This window comes from Bradyrhizobium sp. (assembly GCF_030693485.1).
Taxonomy (GTDB): domain Bacteria; phylum Pseudomonadota; class Alphaproteobacteria; order Rhizobiales; family Xanthobacteraceae; genus Bradyrhizobium.
This window is the reverse complement of the sequence record NZ_JAUYAN010000139.1, coordinates 1-15,317: the sequence shown is the minus strand read 5'-3', so window position 1 is coordinate 15,317 and position 15,317 is coordinate 1. Positions and strand designations below refer to the sequence as shown.

At 65.6% G+C, this 15,317-nt stretch carries 14 protein-coding genes; 8 read left to right on the top strand and 6 right to left on the bottom strand.

What is annotated here, in order from left to right:
- Positions 1-304: 304 nt before the first annotated feature.
- From ptsP to Q8N40_RS10230, 4 genes are all read left to right on the top strand, one after another.
- A complete protein-coding gene (gene ptsP / locus Q8N40_RS10245; protein ID WP_305711736.1) occupies positions 305-2,572 on the top strand; it encodes a phosphoenolpyruvate--protein phosphotransferase in 2,268 nt (755 codons plus the stop codon).
- A gap of 111 nt (positions 2,573-2,683) precedes the next feature.
- Positions 2,684-3,769 (top strand): peptide chain release factor 1, encoded by a 1,086-nt coding sequence (gene prfA / locus Q8N40_RS10240; protein ID WP_305711735.1) that lies wholly within the window; start codon positions 2,684-2,686, stop codon positions 3,767-3,769.
- A gap of 166 nt (positions 3,770-3,935) precedes the next feature.
- Complete coding sequence (gene prmC, locus Q8N40_RS10235; RefSeq protein WP_305711734.1) at positions 3,936-4,808, top strand: peptide chain release factor N(5)-glutamine methyltransferase; 873 nt, start codon at positions 3,936-3,938, stop codon at positions 4,806-4,808.
- A gap of 513 nt (positions 4,809-5,321) precedes the next feature.
- Complete coding sequence (locus Q8N40_RS10230) at positions 5,322-6,092, top strand: DUF4167 domain-containing protein (RefSeq protein ID WP_305711733.1); 771 nt, start codon at positions 5,322-5,324, stop codon at positions 6,090-6,092.
- Between the two features lie 13 nt (positions 6,093-6,105).
- Here Q8N40_RS10230 and Q8N40_RS10225 read toward each other — a convergent pair whose 3' ends face one another.
- The gene (locus tag Q8N40_RS10225) at positions 6,106-6,876 is read right to left on the bottom strand and encodes a class I SAM-dependent methyltransferase (RefSeq protein WP_305711754.1); all 771 of its coding nucleotides are present in this window, start codon (positions 6,874-6,876) and stop codon (positions 6,106-6,108) included.
- A 154-nt stretch (positions 6,877-7,030) separates the two neighbouring features.
- On the opposite strand from Q8N40_RS10225, the gene gloB reads away from it, so the two are divergent.
- On the top strand, positions 7,031-7,798 hold the full coding sequence (gloB, locus tag Q8N40_RS10220) for a hydroxyacylglutathione hydrolase (RefSeq protein WP_305711732.1): 768 nt from the start codon (positions 7,031-7,033) through the stop codon (positions 7,796-7,798).
- Positions 7,798-8,232, top strand: coding sequence for a cupin domain-containing protein (locus tag Q8N40_RS10215; protein ID WP_305317916.1), 435 nt, complete (start codon positions 7,798-7,800; stop codon positions 8,230-8,232). The genes gloB and Q8N40_RS10215 overlap by 1 nt, the downstream gene beginning before the upstream one ends.
- Here the strand turns inward: Q8N40_RS10215 and Q8N40_RS10210 are convergent.
- The 3 genes from Q8N40_RS10210 to Q8N40_RS10200 form a co-directional block, all read right to left on the bottom strand.
- Complete coding sequence (locus tag Q8N40_RS10210) at positions 8,229-9,098, bottom strand: DMT family transporter (protein ID WP_305317917.1); 870 nt, start codon at positions 9,096-9,098, stop codon at positions 8,229-8,231. The two genes, Q8N40_RS10215 and Q8N40_RS10210, sit on opposite strands and share 4 nt — an antisense overlap.
- 103 nt (positions 9,099-9,201) lie before the next feature.
- Complete coding sequence (phbB, locus tag Q8N40_RS10205) at positions 9,202-9,927, bottom strand: acetoacetyl-CoA reductase (RefSeq protein ID WP_305317918.1); 726 nt, start codon at positions 9,925-9,927, stop codon at positions 9,202-9,204.
- A gap of 179 nt (positions 9,928-10,106) precedes the next feature.
- Positions 10,107-11,285, bottom strand: coding sequence for an acetyl-CoA C-acetyltransferase (locus Q8N40_RS10200; protein ID WP_305711731.1), 1,179 nt, complete (start codon positions 11,283-11,285; stop codon positions 10,107-10,109).
- A 329-nt stretch (positions 11,286-11,614) separates the two neighbouring features.
- On the opposite strand from Q8N40_RS10200, the gene phaR reads away from it, so the two are divergent.
- Entirely contained in the window at positions 11,615-12,217 is a 603-nt protein-coding gene (phaR, locus tag Q8N40_RS10195; protein WP_305711730.1) for a polyhydroxyalkanoate synthesis repressor PhaR, read from the top strand.
- 203 nt (positions 12,218-12,420) lie between these two features.
- Here phaR and Q8N40_RS10190 read toward each other — a convergent pair whose 3' ends face one another.
- Entirely contained in the window at positions 12,421-14,115 is a 1,695-nt protein-coding gene (locus Q8N40_RS10190) for a bifunctional diguanylate cyclase/phosphodiesterase (RefSeq protein WP_305317921.1), read from the bottom strand.
- 320 nt (positions 14,116-14,435) lie between these two features.
- Here Q8N40_RS10190 and Q8N40_RS10185 point away from each other — a divergent pair, with 320 nt between their 5' ends.
- Entirely contained in the window at positions 14,436-14,729 is a 294-nt protein-coding gene (locus tag Q8N40_RS10185; protein WP_305317922.1) for a hypothetical protein, read from the top strand.
- A gap of 20 nt (positions 14,730-14,749) precedes the next feature.
- Here Q8N40_RS10185 and Q8N40_RS10180 read toward each other — a convergent pair whose 3' ends face one another.
- The gene (locus Q8N40_RS10180) at positions 14,750-15,316 is read right to left on the bottom strand and encodes a hypothetical protein (protein WP_305711729.1); all 567 of its coding nucleotides are present in this window, start codon (positions 15,314-15,316) and stop codon (positions 14,750-14,752) included.
- Position 15,317: the final 1 nt, after the last annotated feature.

The following is a 15,317-nucleotide window of genomic DNA, read 5'->3' as shown; positions in this document are numbered from 1 at the left end:
GCACCACGGAATTCACACGCGGCATCATCCAATTTGGAATGATTTTCCCTTGGCGGGCGCCGCCATGGGCTGACAGAGACGTTATCGTCTCTGGCAGGCGTTTTGCTTGGCAAAACAAGCCTCGATTCGCTATACGGCCGGATAGGTGGGCCGCAAACTGTGCCACAGTTTTGTGGCCATGCTGATTCGGCCGGTTTCGACCTTTGTGGCGGCGCCGATTGATTGAAATTGTTGTTTTCACTGGTTTATAGCGCCAGCTCCCGGCCACCCCGGTTGCTGGCTTGGCAGGGGGAGGTATCGGCATATGCGGAGCGCGTCGGGAGGCCCCCGCGTCTTGCTGAGACGGCTCCGCGAAACCATGGCGGAGCAGGTCTCCGCCCAGGAGCGCCTGGACAAGATCGTGGTGCTGATCGCGGCCAACATGGTGGCCGAGGTCTGCTCGACCTATGTGCTGCGCGTCGACAACACGCTGGAACTCTACGCCACCGAAGGCCTCAACCGCGACGCCGTCCACCGCACCGTGCTCTCCTCGCATGAAGGCCTGGTCGGCCTCGTCGCCAGCGAGGCGAACCCGCTCAATCTGAGCGACGCGCAAACCCATCCGGCGTTCTCGTTCCGCCCGGAGACCGGCGAGGAAATCTATCATTCGTTCCTGGGCGTGCCGATTCTGCGCGCCGGCAACACGCTCGGCGTGCTGGTGGTGCAGAACCGCGCCAAGCGCACCTATGTCGAGGAAGAGGTCGAGGCGCTGCAGACCACCGCCATGGTGCTGGCGGAGATGATCGCCTCGGGCGAATTGTCGGCGCTGGCGCAGCCCGGCGCCGAGCCGGCGGCGCGGCACTCGCTGCACAAGACCGGCGCGATCCTGTCCGACGGCATCGCGCTCGGCCATGTCGTGCTGCACGAGCCGCGCGTCGTCATCACCAATTACATCGCCGAGGACCTGCCGAAGGAAATCAAGCGGCTCGACACCGCGCTGGCGAAACTGCGTGCCGATCTCGACCGCATGCTGGAGCGCGGCGACGTCGCCGAGGGCGGCGAACACCGCGACGTGCTGGAAGCCTACCGCATGTTCGCCAACGATCACGGCTGGTCGCACAAGCTGCACGAAGCGGTCGCCACCGGCCTCACCGCGGAGGCCGCGGTCGAACGCGTACAGTCCGACACCCGCGCGCGGATGCTGCGCTCCACCGACCCCTACTTGCGCGACCGCCTGCATGACCTCGAGGATCTCGGGCATCGCCTGATGCGGCAGCTGGTGGGCCGCGATCACGCGCCGTCCCGGGAGCAATTGCCCGACAACGCCATCCTGATCGCGCGCGCGATGGGCCCCGCCGCCCTGCTCGACTACGATCGCAACCGCCTGCGCGGGCTGATCCTGGAGGAAGGCACCGCCAATTCACACGTCTCGATCGTGGCGCGGGCGCTGGGGATTCCCGCGGTCGGCGAAATACCGAACGCGCCCGGCATTGCCGACCCCGGCGACGCCGTCATCGTCGACGGCACCTCCGGCTCGATCTACATCCGGCCCTCGGCCGAAATCGAATCGGCCTATGCCGAGCGGGTGCGGTTTCGCGCCCGGCGGCAGGCGCAATATCTGGCGCTGCGCGACCGGCCCTGCGTCACCAAAGACGGCCAGCCGATCGAACTGATGATCAATGCCGGCCTGATCATCGACCTGCCGCATATCGACGACACCGGCTCGGCCGGCATCGGACTGTTCCGCACCGAGCTGCAATTCATGGTCGGCCAGAGCCTGCCGCGGACCAGCGACCAGCTCGCGCTGTATCGCGCGGTGCTGGATGCCGCAGGCTCCAAGCCGGTGACGTTCCGCACCCTCGACATCGGCGGCGACAAGGCGCTGCCCTATATGGAGACCGTGGTCGAGGAAAACCCCGCGCTCGGCTGGCGCGCGATCCGGCTCGGGCTCGACCGTCCCGGGTTATTGCGCGGCCAGATCCGCGCGCTGCTGCGCGCCGGCGGCGGCCGCGCGCTGCGCATCATGTTTCCGATGATTTCCGAAGTCGCCGAATTCGACCTCGCCAAGGGCATCGTCGAGCGCGAACTGACCTATCTGCGCCAGCACGGCCATGCGCTGCCGGAACGCATCGATGTCGGCACCATGGTGGAAGTGCCCGCGCTGCTCTATCAGCTCGACGAACTCCTGAAGAAGGTCGACTTCGTCTCGGTCGGCTCCAACGATCTGTTCCAGTTCCTGTACGCGGTCGATCGCGGCAATGCCAAGGTCTCCGAACGGTTCGACACCATGTCGGCGCCGATCATGCGGGCGTTGCGCGAAATCGTGGTGAAGGCCAATGCGGCGAAGAAGTCCGCTTCGCTGTGCGGCGAGATGGCCTCCAAACCGCTCGGCGCGCTGGCGCTGATCGCACTGGGCTATCGCTCACTGTCGCTGTCGGCCACCGGCCACGGTCCGGTCAAGGCGATGATTCTCGACCTCGACGCCAGGAAAGCCGAGGCCATGATGCTGCCGCTGCTCGAGGCGCCCGCGGGCAGCGTGTCGCTCCGCGAGAAACTGACGGCATTCGCCGAGGCCGAGGGGCTGTCGTTGTAGCGAGGCTCCGCACCGCTTGACGAACCCAATTCCATAATTGGCGCGCATTCTGTCCGCAAAACCGGTATCCCCTTTTTTCTGAATGCGCGCGGTGCAGTTCGAGACGAAACCATGTCGATACTCCCTGAAGCCAAACTCGATGTCCTGCTGGCGCACCACGCCTCGCTGGAAGCGCAACTGCTCGCCCAGATGAGCTCGGAGAATTACGTCAGGATCACCCGCGAGCTTTCCGAACTCAATCCGCTGATCGACGCCGTCAAGACCTACCGCGCCGCCAATGCCGAACTGGCCGGCATCGATGCGCTGATCGCCGACCCCGCCACCGACGCCGAGATGCGCGGCATGGCGGAGGCGGAGCGCGAAACGCTGGTCGCGCGCAGCCTCACACTGGCGCAGCAGATCCGCGTCGCACTGTTGCCGAAGGACGCCATGGACGAGCGCAACGTCGTGCTGGAAATCCGCGCCGGCACCGGCGGCGACGAGGCCGCGTTGTTCGCCGGCGACCTGTTCCGGATGTATGAGCGGTTTGCCGCCCTGCAGGGCTGGAAGGTCGAGGCGATCTCCGCCAGCGAAGGCACCATGGGCGGCTACAAGGAAATCATCGCGGAGGTGCAGGGCCGCGGCGCATTCGCCAAGCTGAAATTCGAATCCGGCGTGCACCGGGTGCAGCGGGTGCCCGACACCGAGACGCAAGGGCGGATTCACACCTCGGCGGCGACGGTGGCGGTGCTGCCGGAGGTCGAGGAGGTCGACGTCGAGATCAAGAACGACGATTTGCGGATCGACACCATGCGCGCGCAGGGCGCCGGCGGCCAGCACGTCAACAAGACCGAATCGGCGATCCGCATCACCCACATCCCGACCGGCATCGTCGTGATGATGCAGGACAGCCGCTCGCAGCACAAGAATCGCGCCTCGGCGATGAACATCCTGCGCTCGCGCATCTATGACGCCGAGCAGCAGCGCATCAACGCGACCCGTGCGGCGGACCGCCGCGAGAAGGTCGGCTCCGGCGACCGCTCCGAGCGGATCCGCACCTATAATTTCCCGCAGGGCCGCGTTACCGACCACCGCATCAACCTGACGCTCTACAAACTGCCGCAGGTGATCGCGGGCGAAGCGCTCGGCGAACTGGTGGACGCGCTGACCACGGAGCATCAGGCCGCCCAACTCGCCGCCCAGGGTGCGGCGGCGTGAGCGAAGCTCTCTATCTAGTCGTCCCTGCGAACGCAGGGACCCATAACCACAGAGGCTTGTGGGTGTGGAAGGTGTTGACGTTCAGTACCCGAACCGCGAGGCCGCAGCGTATGGGTCCCTGCGTTCGCAGGGACGACGGGTGGATGGTTTTGTGCGGGGACGACGCATGACCGGACAAACCGTCGATGCCGCACGGCGCGCGCTCACCGCGCGCTTCAAGTCCGGCTCGGTCGAGTCCGCCGAACTCGATGCGCGAACGCTGGTCGGGGCCGTGCTCGGGCTCGACCTCACCGGCCTGATCTCGGCGGCCGGCCGGCGGCTCAGCGCGGACGAATCGACTCGGCTGGAGGATTTCGCCCGCCGCCGTCTCGGCGGCGAGCCGGTCGCGCGGATTCTCGGAGCCAGGGAATTCTGGGGACTGCGGCTGACCGTGTCGGCCGCAACCCTGGTGCCGCGGCCCGACACCGAAACCGTGGTCGAACTGGCGCTGGAGATGCTGCGCGCCGGCCCTGCTCCTGACCGGCAATTGCGCATCGCCGATCTCGGCACCGGCTCGGGCGCCATTCTGCTGGCGCTGCTGTCGGAATTGCCGCGCGCCCATGGGGTCGGCACCGACATCAGCCGCGATGCGTTGCAAACAGCCCGCAGCAATGCGGTCGACCTCGGACTGGCCGATCGCGCCACCTTCATCGCCTGCGATTATGCGGCTGATCTGGCGGGCCCGTTCGATCTCATGGTCTCGAATCCGCCCTACATCCGCTCGGCCGATATCGCCGGGCTCGCCGTCGAGGTCCGGGATTTCGACCCGCCCGGCGCGCTCGACGGCGGCCGCGACGGACTGGACGCCTATCGCGCGCTGATTCCGCAGGCGGCGCGGCTGCTGGCGCCGCAAGGCGCACTCGTGGTGGAAGTCGGACAGGGCCAGCACGACGATGTCAGGGAGCTGATGATGGCGGCCGGGCTGGCGCCGGAGGGGCCCGCCCGGGCCGATCTGGCGGGCATCCGACGGGCCGTCGGCGGCCGCAAAAAGCCATCATAAAGCCTGCTTGCAGGGCAAAAAAACCACTTGGATTATTCCCCGTTAGCGACTACGTTCCGGCCACAACGTCGGTCCAGGGTTGCTGGCCCCGTGATGCCCCGAGGGGAATATCGCGGGTGGATGCCAGAGTTCTCAGAGCGAGAGCCCGCCCCGAGTGAAAGGTTCCAAAACGCAGGTCAATTGAGCGCGATGGCTGAAAGAGCTGCGCTGCTTCCGACCGCAAAGCGAACGAAAGCCTGATCATTGCGCCTAGAGAATCACGCGATAAACCTGTGCTTGTTCTGGCAGGCGGACTGATTTGATGCAGCCGGCAACGCAGGCTGGGCTGGTGGGGAACGCGTCCTTGTTGACTGCGACGTACGGCAAAATCTGCGTGAGACTCGATTACACGGCGATTCGGTGCGCATGACGCAGGCCGGACCTGCGCTGCGATGACATCGGCAATTCAAGGCCGAGCAATTCAAGACAAGTGATTCAAGGCTGGTAACTTCAGGGCTGGAATAAAGGCGAGACATGAGAAACGGTCAGAACAACAACAAGCGGATGCGCAACCGGAACAATAGCAGCAGCAATAGCAATCGCAACGACAGCAACCGGCGCGGTCAGAATCCGATGACCCGGGTGTTCGAGTCGAACGGGCCGGACATCAAGATCCGCGGCACCGCATCCCACGTCGCCGAAAAATACGTGCAGCTGGCGCGCGACGCGCGCTCTTCCGGCGATCCCGTCGCCGCCGAGAATTACTATCAGCATGCCGAGCATTATTTCCGCCTGATCGCCGCTGCCCAGGAGCAGTTCCGGCAGAACCAGCCGCAGCCGCGCACCGAGAACGAAATGGCGCCGGAGGACAGCGACGACGAGAGCGAGAGCTTCTCGAATTTCGGCCAGGAGCCCGGCTTCGTGCCGGCCCAGCCGCAGCCCTTCGTGCCGCGCGATAACCCGCCGCCGCGCGAGCACCAGCGCGAGGGCCAGCCCTACCAGCCGCGCGAGCAGCGCGACCATCAGCCCCGCGAACACCAGCCGCGTGAGCACAATGCCCATCGCGAGCATCGTCCGCAGCCGCAGTTCCAGCCGCCGCAGCCGCAGCCGGTCATCGCCGACGTCAGCGTCGATCGCCTGCCGTCGTTCATCACCGGGCCGCAGCCGCAGATCAGCAACCCGCCGGCCGCCTTCGAAGGCGGCGAACGCTTCCCGCGCCGCCGCCGCCGGCCCCACGGCCCGCGCCCTGAAGGCGCCGCCGCACCGGCCGCCCCCAGCGAAGATTTCAATCCGGGGAATGAGTAAGACGGCACTTTCTCTACATGTCGTCCCGGCAAACGCCGGGACGACATGCCGAGATACTTTGCACGGACGATGACGGCACCAGCACCGGCTCCAGCGCCGGAATCAATCGCGTGCGTTCGCGGTGGGCCGGGATCGCGCGATAGACCTGCTTGGTCGCTTCCACGATATGCACGCCGGCGAACGGCAGCGACAGCGCGGCGCCGACGCGTTCCCATGCCATCGCCGAGCGCAGGAACCAGCCGCCGGCGACTGGCGGCATGAACAGCGCCTCGCCCCAGGAGGCCGGCGTGAACCAGGTCTGCCGCAGCAACTGCGTGATCTGCGAGCGCGAATAGGGCCGGCCGTGGCCGAACGGCGTGTTGTCGGTGCGGGTCCACACTCCGCGCCGGTTCGGAACCACCGCCATCAGCCGGCCGGAGGGCGCCAGCACCCGCCATACCTCGCGCAACAACCCCGCGGGATCGTCGGACATTTCCAGCGCGTGGACCAGCAGGATGCGATCGACCGCGGCGTCCGGCAGCGGCAGCGAGAATTCATCGACCAGGGTGGCCAGCGTCGGCCGCGCCGTCGGCCATTTCAGCACGCCCTGCGCCGCCGGCATGAAGGCGATGCAGCGCTCGGAGTCCTCGCGGAACAGTCCGAGATAGGGCGTGGGATAGCCGAGACCGAGCACGCGCTGGCCCTGCGCATCCGGCCAGCGGGCCTGAATGCCGCGATTGATCAGCCGCCGCGCCACGATGCCGAGGCGCTGCGAATAGAAATTGCGGAGATCGATGACGTCGATGGTCATGACCCCAATCTAGCACGGCGCCGGGGCGCGCGGCGCGCACAATATGGCCATTGCCTGTTGCGGCCTAACGCCATATTTCATGCCTGTCCGCGGCAGGGCCGGAGCCTTCATATCACCGGACCACGCCTCACTTGATCACGGAGATATCATGGCCGCCGAAATTCGCCTGTTCACCTGCCTCACCGATAATTTCGGCTATCTGATCCACGACCCCGCGACCAAGGCCACCGCCTCGATCGACGCGCCGGAGGCTGCGCCCATCATCAAGGCGCTGGAGCGCGAGGGCTGGACGCTGACGGATATCCTGATCACCCATCATCATCACGACCATGTCGGCGGCGTCGCCGAACTGAAGCAGAAGTACAATTGCCGCGTGGTCGCGCCGCACGACAAGGCCGCCAGGATCGCCAATGTCGATCTTCGCGCCGGCCAGGGCGACGTGGTGAAGGTGGGAGGCCTGCTGGCGCGGGTGCTGGAAACGCCGGGCCATACGCTCGACCACATCAGCTATGTGTTCGACAGCGAGAAGGCGCTGTTCGCCGCCGACACGCTGTTCTCGATCGGCTGCGGACGGGTATTCGAAGGCGACTACCCGATGATGTGGGATTCGCTGTTGAAGCTGCGCGCGCTGCCCGACGATTTCAGACTCTATTGCGGCCATGAATACACCGCCGCCAACGTCAAATTCGCGCTCACGGTCGAGCCCGACAACGCCGCGCTGAAAGCGCGCGCCGAGGAAGTGACGCGGCTGCGTGCGGCGAACAAGCCGACGCTTCCGACGCTGCTCGGCGAGGAGAAAAAGGCCAATGTGTTCCTGCGCGCCGACGAGCCGTCGGTAGCGGCGAGCTTGCGGATGAAGGGCGCCGATGCGACCGCCGTGTTCGGCGAGTTGCGCGAGCGCAAGAACAAGTCCTGATGGCCGGGCCGCCTTCCGCCGCCGAGATCATCGCGCGGCTTGACCTGAAGCCGCATCCGGAAGGCGGGCATTATCGCGAGACCTTTCGCGATTCCCGCACGGATGCCGGCGGGCGCGCCCTGTCCACGGCGATCTATTTCCTGCTGGCACGCGGCGAACGCTCGCACTGGCACCGGATCGATGCGGTCGAGATGTGGCATTATCACGCCGGCGACGCGCTGAGCCTGCGGATTGCCGATGAAGACGGTCAGCGCATCGTCAGGCTCGGCCCGGATCTCGCCGCCGGCGAAGTGCCGCAGGCGATCGTGCCGCCGCAGGCGTGGCAGGCCGCCGAAAGTTGCGGCGACTGGACGCTGGTCGGATGCACCGTCGCGCCGGGATTCGAGTTTGCGAAGTTTGAATTGGCCGCGAAGGGCTGGGAGCCAACGAGTTAGCTTCGCTTCCGAAACATATCCCTCGCCGCGATCAGGCCGCCACCCGCGATCAGCACCGCCGCGATCGCGATGTTCGCGCTCGGCCTGGCAAACCCCGCCAGGATCAGGAACGCAGTCGAGAGCAGCGGCGTCGCGTAGGACGCGGCACCGAGCACGCGAATGTCGCCGCGCTTCATGCCGATGTCCCAGGCAAAGAAGGCGGCGCCCACCGGACCGACGCCGAGCGCTGCGACCGCGAGCCACTGCGCGGCCGTGTCGGGCCACAGCGTGGTTTCGACCAGTCCGTGCACCAGCGCGGCAAGCAGCGCCGTCGCCAGACAGAAGCCCGCGACCGCATCGGTCGGCACCCCCTTGAGCTTGCGCGACATCACCGAATAGGCCACCCACACGAAGGCTGCCACGAACGCCGCGAGCAGGCCGGGCAACTGGCCCATTTCAAAGCTGGCGCCGCTGCCGGTGAACAACAGCACCGTGCCGGCCAATCCGAGCAAGGCGCCGACGATGTGGTGCGACAGCAATCGTTCGCCGGGCAGCAGCGACGAAAACAGCACGATCAGCAGCGGCCAGAGATAATTCAGCAGGCCCGCCTCGGCGGGCGGCGCGAAGCGCAGCGCCAGGAAATACAGCGCGTGATAACCGAACAGGCCGCCGACCCCGACGATCCAGGCCGTCAATGGCTGCTTCAGCGCGCCGAACGCCGCGGGGCGAAAGATGAAGCTGGCGAACGCCACCGCGGCCCCGATCGCGAACGTCATCGCCGCCAGTTGAAACGCCGGGATTTTTCCGGTCGCTACCGTCAGCACGGACAGCAGCGACCACATCAGGATCGCGGTCAGTCCGATCAGGGTGGCGGTGCGGGAGGTCATGGATGAGAGCCGCTATTCCGGAGCGCAAGTGAAACGAGCGAACCCGGAATCTCGAGATTCCGGGTTCACGCGAAGACGCGTGTCCCGGAATGACAGCGTCACATCACACCATGTACTGCCCGCCGTTGATCGACATCGTCGAGCCGGTGATGCTGCCGGCTTCGTCGGCGGCGAGGAACACGACGGCGCGGGCGATTTCCTCGGGCTCGCCGAGGCGGCCGGTCGGGATCAGCGGCAGGATGTTCTTCTCCAGCACGTCCTTCGGCACCGCCTGAACCATTTCAGTGTTGATGTAGCCCGGGCAGATCGCGTTGACGGTGATGCCGCCCTTGGCGTTTTCCAGCGCCAGCGCCTTGGTGAAGCCGATGTCGCCGGCCTTGGCGGCGGCATAATTGACCTGGCCGAACTGGCCCTTCTGGCCGTTGATCGAGGAGATGTTGATGACGCGGCCGAATTTGCGCGCGCGCATGCCCTCGATCACCTGCCGGGTCATGTTGAACAGCGAGCCGAGATTGGTGTTGATGACCGCATTCCACTGGTCCAGCGTCATCTTGTGGAACGCGCCGTCCTTGGTGATCCCCGCATTGTTGATCAGCACGTCGACCGGGCCGAGATCGGCCTCGACCTGCTTGACGCCGGCGGCGCAGGCATCGAACGAACTGACGTCCCATTTGTAGACGGGAATGCCGGACTCGGCCTTGAATTTTTCCGCGGCCGCATCGTTACCGGCGTAACTGGCGGCGACCTTGTAGCCGGCGGCCTTCAGCGCCTTGCTGATCGCAGCGCCGATACCTCTTGTTCCCCCCGTCACCAATGCAACACGTGCCATTGTCGAATCCTTCCCTTGGTGTCTTTTGACGATTATTTTTGTAACGCCGAATTAAGCGGGCTGTTGCGCGAACATCAAGAACAAAACGCCCGGCACGAGGCCGGGCGTTTGTTATTCACTCTGCACTGCGCAGTTGCGAGATGATCTTTTCATCATTCAGCGCATCCGCTGCCGTTCGTTTAATCGCGTGCAATGCACATCGCGATGCCCATGCCGCCGCCGATGCACAGCGTGGCGAGGCCCTTCTTGGCGTCGCGCTTGCCCATCTCGTGCAGCAGCGTCACCAGCACCCGCGCGCCGGACGCGCCGACCGGATGGCCGATCGCGATGGCGCCGCCATTGACGTTGACCTTGGACGTATCCCAGCCGAGGTCCTTGTTGACCGCGCAGGCCTGCGCCGCGAAGGCTTCGTTGGCCTCGATCAGATCGAGGTCGGCGATGTTCCAGCCGGCCTTCTTCAGCGCGGCGCGCGACGCCGGGATCGGCCCGGTGCCCATGATCTTGGGATCGACGCCGGCCTGGCCCCACGACACGATGCGGCCGAGTACGGTGCGGCCTTCCTTGGCGGCCTGCTTGGCCGTCATCAGCACCACCGCGGCGGCGCCGTCATTGATGCCGGATGCTGAGCCGGCGGTGACGGTGCCGTCCTTTTCAACCGCCGGCCGCAGCTTGGCCATCGCATCGAGCGTGGCGCCATGGCGCGGGTATTCGTCGGTATCGACGATGATGTCGCCCTTGCGGGACTTGATGGTGACCGGCGTGATCTCGTCCTTGAACTTGCCGGCCTTCTGCGCGGCCTCGGCCTTGTTCTGGGAATGCACCGCGAATTCGTCCTGCTGCACACGGGTGATCTGGTACTGCCTGGCGACGTTCTCGGCGGTGTTGCCCATGTGGTAGCCGTTGAAGGCATCCCAAAGGCCGTCCTTGATCATGGTGTCGACGAACTCGAGCGAGCCCATCTTGGTGCCGCCGCGCAGATATTGCGCGTGGGGGGCCATGCTCATGGATTCCTGGCCGCCGGCGACGACGATTTCCGAATCGCCGTTGAGCAGCGCCTGGTATCCCAGCGCCACGGTGCGCAGGCCGCTGCCGCACAGCTGGTTGACGCCCCAGGCCGGGCTTTCCACCGGAATGCCGGCGGCGATCGAGGCCTGGCGGGCCGGGTTCTGGCCCTGCGCCGCGGTCAGGATCTGACCCATGATGACCTCGGAAACCCGGCCGGGCTCGATGCCGGCGCGCTCAAGGGCGGCCTTGATGGCGATGGCGCCGAGATCGTGGGCCGGCATGGTGGCGAAGGCGCCGTTGAAACTTCCGACCGGGGTGCGGGCGGCGCTGACGATGACGACATCGTCTGACATGGACATCTCCTGAGGTTGAGCTTTTGGGGCTTTGGGGCGCTTGGTTGGCGGACGCCGGATGGCAGGCCAGTCTCCTGCCTCATCCTGTTAACGGAGTTGAGGCATGTCAATCGTCCCCAGGGCAAAATCACGCCGCGCCGCACTCAAAATAACGCCCTTGGCAGTTTTCGGAGCAGTCTCCATGCCTTTACAGTGCCTTGGGATTAACCGTGCCGCACAAAACGGTAGCCGAACCCAATTGAAAATGCTTACTTTGCTGCGTTGCGTTGCTCGTCTGCCCTTCGGCGCGCCGTTGGGTTCCCTTGTCCTCGGTGTACATTGTGTGAGCCATGGCGAAATCAGACCAACCTACCACGATCAAGAAATACGCCAACCGGCGGCTCTATAATACCGGCACCAGCACCTATGTGACGCTCGAGGATCTCGCGTCGATGGTGAAGGACGGCGAGGATTTCCTCGTCTACGACGCCAAGACCGGCGACGACATTACCCGCTCGGTATTGGCGCAGATCATTTTCGAACAGGAGAACAAGGCCGGCCAGAACCTGCTGCCAACCACCTTCCTGCGCCAGCTGATCCGCTTCTACGGCGACAGCATGCAGATGGTGGTGCCGAAATATCTCGAACAGTCGATCGACACGCTGACCCGCGAGCAGGAAAAATTCCGCAAGCAGCTGACCAACACATTCTCGGGAACGCCGTTCGCGCCGCTGGAAGAACACGTCCGCCGCAACATGGAAATGTTCCAGCAGACTTTCTCGATGTTCAAGCCGTTCGTGCCGCCGCGCGCGGGAAGCGCCCCTTCCGCCGAACTCGAGCGGGCGCCGGAGCCGGTCGCCGAAGAAGCCAACATCGACGACCTGCGCCGCCAGATGAAGGACATGCAGGACCGGCTGGAACGGATGTCGAAAGAGCCGAAGAAGGAAGAGTAGTTTTCTCCTCCTCGTCTTATCGTAAAGCGAAACGCCAATCTCTCATCGCGTCGTCCCGGCCTCCGAGCCGGGACCCCATAGCCACCAGCGTTTGGGGTTACGACAAGTCGTCAAAAAAGCTTACTTGGACCGCGACATCACGCGGTATGGGCCCCGGCGTTCGCCGGGGCGACGCTGAGATATTTCAGCGAGGCGACGACGAGCTAACTCGCCGCCGGCAACACCGTCTCGGCCGGTACCGCCCAGGGCCGCTGCGACGATGCCAGTCCGATCAGCCGGCCCTGGATGTAGTCGCAGCCCCATTCGCGCAGCATCACGGCGGATTCCTCGTCCTGGACCCATTCCGCGACGGTCTTGATTTGCAGCCGGCGCGCCAGGTCGATCAGGGTTTGCACGAAGGCGCGATCATCCGCTGAACGCGCGATGTTCTGCACGAAGGCACCGTCGATTTTCACGATGTCGACGCCGAGCTTGCGCAAATTCCGGAACGAGGTGTAGCCGGCGCCGAAATCGTCGATCGCGATCTGGCTGCCGTAATTCTTCAGCCGGGTGACGAAACCGCGGACGTCGTCGATATCCTGGATCGCGACGGTTTCGGTGATTTCCACGATCAGCCGCTCGGCGACGCCGGGATGGGCGCGCATCAACGATTCGATCGAGGCCCACCAATCCGGGTCCATCGTGGTGTCCGGCGAGATGTTGAGGCTGAGCCGGATGCCCGGCTGCTCCGCCAGTTCGGCCACCACCAGTTCCAGCACGCGGTGGTCGACCAGCCGGATCAGGCCGAGCTTTTCCGCGACCGGGACGATATCGGGCGCCAGCAGAACCTGGCCGTCGTCCTGCTCCATGCGCACCAGGCACTCGTAGAACGCGGCATCGCGCGAGCGCGCCTCGACCACCGGCTCGAACGCCATCACGATGCGGCGCTCGTTCAGCGCGGTGACGATCTCGTCGGTGACGCGGATGTTGACGCGGCGCTGGGCGTCGCGCTCGACATTCGGGCGCCACACCGAAAACGACCCGGAGCGGCGGCGCTTGGCGCCATCGAGCGTTTCATGGGCGCGGTTGATCGCCTCGTCGGCGCTGCGCGCATAGCGCGGCACGCTGACCGCGCCGATCGAGGCGGTGACCGAGACCGGTCCGGACCTGGTCGGCACCACCTCGTCGCGAATACCCGCCAGGAAGCGTTCGGCGGCGACATTCATGTCGTCGACGGTGCAGTTCTTCAGGATCAATCCGAATTTGTTGCCGGAGAAGCGGCCGAGCACGTCGCCGCCGCGCAACCGCGCGCGAATCCGTTTGGCCACTTCCGAAATCACTGCGTCCGCGACATCGAAGCCGAAGGCGTCGTTGATGCGCGCCAGATGATCGATGCTGATCAGCATGAAGGCGCAGGAGGTGCGGAAGCGCGAGGCTTCCTCGATCGCCTCGGCCAGCGATGCCACCAGATGGGTGCGGTTGAGTTCGCCGGTCAAGGGGTCGTTGCGCGACAGCTTCAGTAGCTGCTCGTCGCGGGCGTGGGCCTCGTTGTTGATCCGAACGATGCCGTGGGCGCGCGCCGGCCTGCCATCGGCGCCGGCGAACCAGCAGCCGGTCTCCTCGATCCAGAGCACCGGCGCCGAGGTCGAGGTGCGTACGCCATACTCGATCCGGTAGGGCACGCCGTCGCCGCCGCGCGACGGCGCGGAATGGCCGAGCGCATCGGAGCGGACGCCGCGCGCCGGCTCGATCAGTTTGGAGAATTCGGCGCCGCTGGCCAGCGCCTCCGCCGGAATGTCGGGAAATACCTCACTCAGGTGATCGCTCCAGACCATCGCATCGGTGGCGATATCCCAAACAAAGGCGGCCTGGCCGAGCGAGGCGAGGATGGTCGAAGCTTGCGGAAGTGCGGATGTCACAATCGCCTCGTTTCGGGACACGGAGGAGTGATTCTCTCCCGCTAGGATAGTGCCTCTTTTGCTCCCGACCAGCGCGTATTCCGCAAAAGTGAGCGTCGACCGGAATCATCGACGAAGAGCCAGCAAGGTGTTTTTCAGCGCCAGGCCGCATCCATGTTGGCGAAACATCGCATTGTGCTGATTCCGGCAACCCGGCCGAAACCACGTTGCACGGCGGCCGGGAACAAACAGGCGGGATCCGGCATGGGCCTTGCGACGAAGAGTTCGGAAGAGGGCGTCACGTCCCAAAATGTGACAGTTCAGCCGGATTTCGATTTGCCATGGCAGACAACGCTCGACCAGAGCACGCGATAGACGATGGCGGCGCCTCCGACGCCAGGCCTGCCTGCGTCGCGCTGGTGCCGGTGGCGCAGCCGACGGAATGGACAGCGAAGGCCCACCGGCCGTCCTCGCGGCCGGCCTCGACCTTTGTCGCCCACTTGCTCGCAACCGCCGAGCAGGCCCCGCAAACCCGCGGCCTGCGCCGGGGAACGGCGGCCGACGCGCAGACTGCCTACAGCGCCAGCCGGCAGCAGGCCCGCGCCGCCGGGATCCGGACCCGGCAAATCATCTGACGAATCACCTGACTTGAAAGTTAGCGTGGCCGGTCCGGCGACGGGTGCGAACCATCGCCGGGCTGCAAGCCAGGCGACGGCACCTCCGGCGAGGGCGCGGACGGCGTGACCTCGGGATGGGCGATCCTGGGCTCTACGCGATCCAGCGGCACGGCTGCGGGCGCCGAAGCGGCCGGCGTGGACACCGGTTCGAATTCGGGTTCGGGCACAGCCGCCTCGGCTTTCCGCGCCTCGCGCCGCGAAACGGCTGGCGCCGCCGCCGACGCGCCGCGACGCCGGCGCTGCGCAATGCCCGACAGGAAATCCACCAGTGCCAGCAGCGTCAGCAGGAAAAAGGTCGAGGTGCCGAACTGCGGCAACAGCACGAATTCCGCGGCCGCGCCGCCAAACACCAGCAGCGACAGCAGATGGTCCGTGAGGTATTTCGCGCCGGGCCGTGCGCCCTTGATGATCTCGCACAGCAACATCAGGATGCCGAGCGTCAGTAGGCCATCGGTCAGCGTCACCGGCCAGCCGGTGCCCGAGGGCAGCGGCACCGTAAAGAGCGGCGCGGCGAACGACACGTCGCGCATCAGGAAGGCGATGATG

Excerpts from the sequence above, each read along its gene's own strand:
- Q8N40_RS10200 (WP_305711731.1), bottom strand. The coding sequence starts at position 11,285 with ATGTCAGACGATGTCGTCATCGTCAGCGCCGCCCGCACCCCGGTCGGA.
- Q8N40_RS10215 (WP_305317916.1), top strand. The coding sequence starts at position 7,798 with ATGGCCGGGCCGCCTTCCGCCGCCGAGATCATCGCGCGGCTTGACCTG.
- ptsP (WP_305711736.1), top strand. The coding sequence starts at position 305 with ATGCGGAGCGCGTCGGGAGGCCCCCGCGTCTTGCTGAGACGGCTCCGC.
- Q8N40_RS10210 (WP_305317917.1), bottom strand. The coding sequence starts at position 9,098 with ATGACCTCCCGCACCGCCACCCTGATCGGACTGACCGCGATCCTGATG.
- phbB (WP_305317918.1), bottom strand. The coding sequence starts at position 9,927 with ATGGCACGTGTTGCATTGGTGACGGGGGGAACAAGAGGTATCGGCGCT.
- phaR (WP_305711730.1), top strand. The coding sequence starts at position 11,615 with ATGGCGAAATCAGACCAACCTACCACGATCAAGAAATACGCCAACCGG.
- gloB (WP_305711732.1), top strand. The coding sequence starts at position 7,031 with ATGGCCGCCGAAATTCGCCTGTTCACCTGCCTCACCGATAATTTCGGC.
- prmC (WP_305711734.1), top strand. The coding sequence starts at position 3,936 with ATGACCGGACAAACCGTCGATGCCGCACGGCGCGCGCTCACCGCGCGC.
- prfA (WP_305711735.1), top strand. The coding sequence starts at position 2,684 with ATGTCGATACTCCCTGAAGCCAAACTCGATGTCCTGCTGGCGCACCAC.
- Q8N40_RS10230 (WP_305711733.1), top strand. The coding sequence starts at position 5,322 with ATGAGAAACGGTCAGAACAACAACAAGCGGATGCGCAACCGGAACAAT.
- Q8N40_RS10185 (WP_305317922.1), top strand. The coding sequence starts at position 14,436 with ATGGCAGACAACGCTCGACCAGAGCACGCGATAGACGATGGCGGCGCC.